Consider the following 3,331-nt stretch of genomic DNA (forward strand, 5'->3'; position numbering starts at 1 on the left):
TCGTCATTCCTCCTGCTATCTTTTTCTATTATTCTACCTTATTTGATAGTAGATTTAAAACTTTGCAACAGAACCCTAACTTATAACTATTTTCATTACATTACTTAAAAAGGTCTCTCCAATTTTTTCCAAATAAACAGTATAACTTTTAATGATATTTTCCAAGTCAAACTTAATATTAACAATTCAAAACTATTGGAACCACTGCAAAATATTTTGTTAAGCAGTATATATTTCAAAAATTATACGTAATATATTTGTAGAAAGGTTGTGGACAGTTGTCCTATTGACCTGAAAAGTAATATAATAGCTGGATGAATAAAGAATCCCTTATGAACTTGTAAATCGTTATTAAATCGCTGAATTTTGATAGCCATTCTGAAGAGTTATCTTCAACTACTACACTAACTTCCATTAATTTCTCATTAATTTCCCTTTCGTTCAAAAAATATGGTTGGCTTTACAAGCATTCTATCATATGATAGAATTAAGATAACATTCAAAAGGAGATAATAAAAATGCGGCAAGGTATTCTTAAATAAACTGTCAATTAGATAGCGGGAATAATTAATTAAGCATCCTTATTTAAAATAAGGACTGGTTTTTTGTGCCCAGTTTAAGAATACTTTTATCATTTTATCATAAAGCATCTGTGGCTATCAGTGTGTAGTATACAGCTATTTTTGTATTAAAATCCCAGTGATAAGAGTATTTATCACTGGGATTTTTTCTGCTTTTTGAGCTTTTGAATGGAGGAAATAAAATTGAAAATTATTAATATCGGTATCTTAGCACATGTTGATGCAGGAAAAACTACTTTGACAGAAAGCTTACTATACAGTAGCGGAGCAATTAAAGAGTTAGGAAGTGTAGATAGCGGTACAACGAAAACGGATACTATGTTTTTGGAACGCCAGAGAGGTATTACTATTCAGACCGCAATAACATCTTTTCAACGGGAAAATGTTAAAGTAAATATTGTAGATACTCCTGGACACATGGATTTTTTGGCAGATGTATACCGTTCATTATCTGTTTTGGATGGAGCTATTTTGCTAATCTCTGCAAAAGATGGAGTACAGTCACAAACTCGTATACTATTCCATGCACTTAGAAAGATGAACATACCTATAATATTTTTTATTAACAAAATTGATCAAAATGGAATAAATTTGCCAGATGTTTATCAAGATATTAAGGACAAACTTTCTGACGACATCATAATTAAGCAGACTGTGAATCTAAATTTGAAACCTTATGTAATAGATTATACTGAACCAGAACAATGGGAGACAGTAATTGTGGGAAATGATTATTTATTAGAAAAATATACCATTGGGAAAACATTGAATATTGCAGAACTTGAAAAGGAGGAAAACGAAAGAATTCAAAGTTGCTCCTTATATCCTGTTTATCACGGAAGTGCAAAGAATAATATTGGAATTAAACAACTTATAGAGGTAATTACTAGCAAATTATTTTCACCCACACAACTCAATTCAGATAAACTTTGTGGAAATGTTTTTAAAGTAGAATATTCAGATGATGGTCAACGGCTTGTCTATGTACGTCTTTATAGTGGAACGCTACATTTGCGAGACTCAGTCAATATATCAGAAAAGGAAAAAATAAAAGTTACAGAAATGTATACTTCAATAAATGGAGAATTACGCCAGATAGATAAGGCAGAGCCTGGTGAGATTATTATTTTAAAAAATGAGCTTTTAAAACTAAATAACGTACTTGGAGATAAAAAAAGATTACCACATAGAGAAATTCTTGAGAATCCTCTTCCTATGTTACAAACAACAATTGAACCATGTAAATCAGTACAAAGAGAAAAGTTACTAGATGCACTTTTTGAAATATCCGATAGTGATCCCCTTCTACAATATTATGTAGATACAGTAACTCACGAAATTGTGCTATCTTTTTTAGGTGAGGTCCAAATGGAGGTAACTTGTACTCTGATTCAAGAAAAATATCATATTGAGATAGAAACAAGAAAACCAACTGTCATTTATATGGAAAGACCATTAAAAAAATCTGAATTTACCATTGATATCGAAGTACCTCCAAATCCTTTCTGGGCTTCTATTGGTTTATCTGTAACACCACTTCCTTTGGGTAGTGGCATTCAGTATGAGAGCCTGGTTTCTCTAGGTTATTTAAATCAATCATTTCAAAATGCAGTTATGGAAGGTATACGCTATGGGTGTGAACAAGGATTGTACGGTTGGAAATTAACAGACTGTAAGATCTGTTTTAAGTATGGTCTATATTACAGCCCTGTCAGTACGCCAGCAGATTTCCGAATGCTTGCGCCTATTGTACTAGAGCAGGCTTTTAGAAAGAGTGGTACAGAGTTATTAGAGCCATATCTTAGCTTCGAAATTTATGTACCACAAGAATATCTTTCGAGAGCATATAATGATGCTTCCAAATATTGTGCAAATATTTTAAATACTAAGTTAAAAGGTAACGAGGTCATTCTCATTGGTGAAATTCCAGCCCGTTGTATTCAAGAGTATCGAAACAGTTTAACTTTCTTTACAAATGGACGCAGTGTCTGTTTAACAGAGTTAAAAGGTTATCAGGTTACTAACATTAAGTCTGCTTTCCAACCACGTCGTCCAAATAATAGAATAGACAAAGTAAGGCATATGTTTAATAAAATCAACTTACATTGATAGTGAACTAAAGAGAAATTTTTAAAATGAATATTGAGTTGTTAATTAGAACAGGAGGATATAGATATTGTAAATACTAGGTGGATACTGTGCCCTATATGTGGCAATAAGACCCGTTTAAAAATGAGGGAAGATACTGAATTAAAAAATTTCCCTCTATTTTGTCCTAAATGCAGACAAGAAATTTTAATTGAAATAACGAAGTTTAGAATAACTGTAATTACAGAGCCAGACGCAAAGACGCAGAGCCGATAATTCGAGATATCAAAATCTCATTTTATCGGCTTTTTCTTTTCTATGCATACCATTGAGCTTAGTTCTTGATATCCTTTATAAGAAAATAAGTGTACTGATTTTTTTTGCAGTAGCTGTATTACAGTAGACATCCCTCAAGCATAAAAAGTATACAATTAAAATTCAATACTTGATTATTGATGAAGTACAGAGTTACTCGTCATTTCAAAACTAGTATATCAGTCAAGTTTTTCCTAAGGAACAAAAACGAACTTCGCTATGGGAATCAAAGGTTCTGTTGCAAAGTTTTAAATAAAGAATAAAATCCCTTACGGTATCTATGATTTAAGCTGGGATTCCCAATAATACCTTGATTTCAGTACAGACCGAAAACCCGAAGAGAGTGC

Annotated in this window: 3 protein-coding genes; 2 read left to right on the plus strand and 1 reads right to left on the minus strand. The window is 32.0% G+C overall.

The genetic code is table 11. The features are described from left to right. Positions 1 to 639 precede the first annotated feature (639 nt). The gene (locus ACPC57_RS11370; RefSeq protein WP_193393255.1) at positions 640 to 765 is read right to left on the minus strand and encodes a hypothetical protein; all 126 of its coding nucleotides are present in this window, start codon (positions 763 to 765) and stop codon (positions 640 to 642) included. On the opposite strand from ACPC57_RS11370, the gene tet(S) reads away from it, so the two are divergent. Then, positions 750 to 2,690, plus strand: a complete 1,941-nt coding sequence (gene tet(S) / locus ACPC57_RS11375; protein WP_002405437.1) for a tetracycline resistance ribosomal protection protein Tet(S) — start codon at positions 750 to 752, stop codon at positions 2,688 to 2,690. The two genes, ACPC57_RS11370 and tet(S), sit on opposite strands and share 16 nt — an antisense overlap. A 66-nt stretch (positions 2,691 to 2,756) precedes the next feature. After that, entirely contained in the window at positions 2,757 to 2,945 is a 189-nt protein-coding gene (locus ACPC57_RS11380; RefSeq protein WP_425531079.1) for a cysteine-rich KTR domain-containing protein, read from the plus strand. Positions 2,946 to 3,331: the final 386 nt, after the last annotated feature.

Origin of the sequence: Streptococcus sp. VTCC 12886, assembly GCF_049893425.1 — a bacterium.
Lineage (GTDB): Bacteria > Bacillota > Bacilli > Lactobacillales > Streptococcaceae > Streptococcus > Streptococcus suis_AA.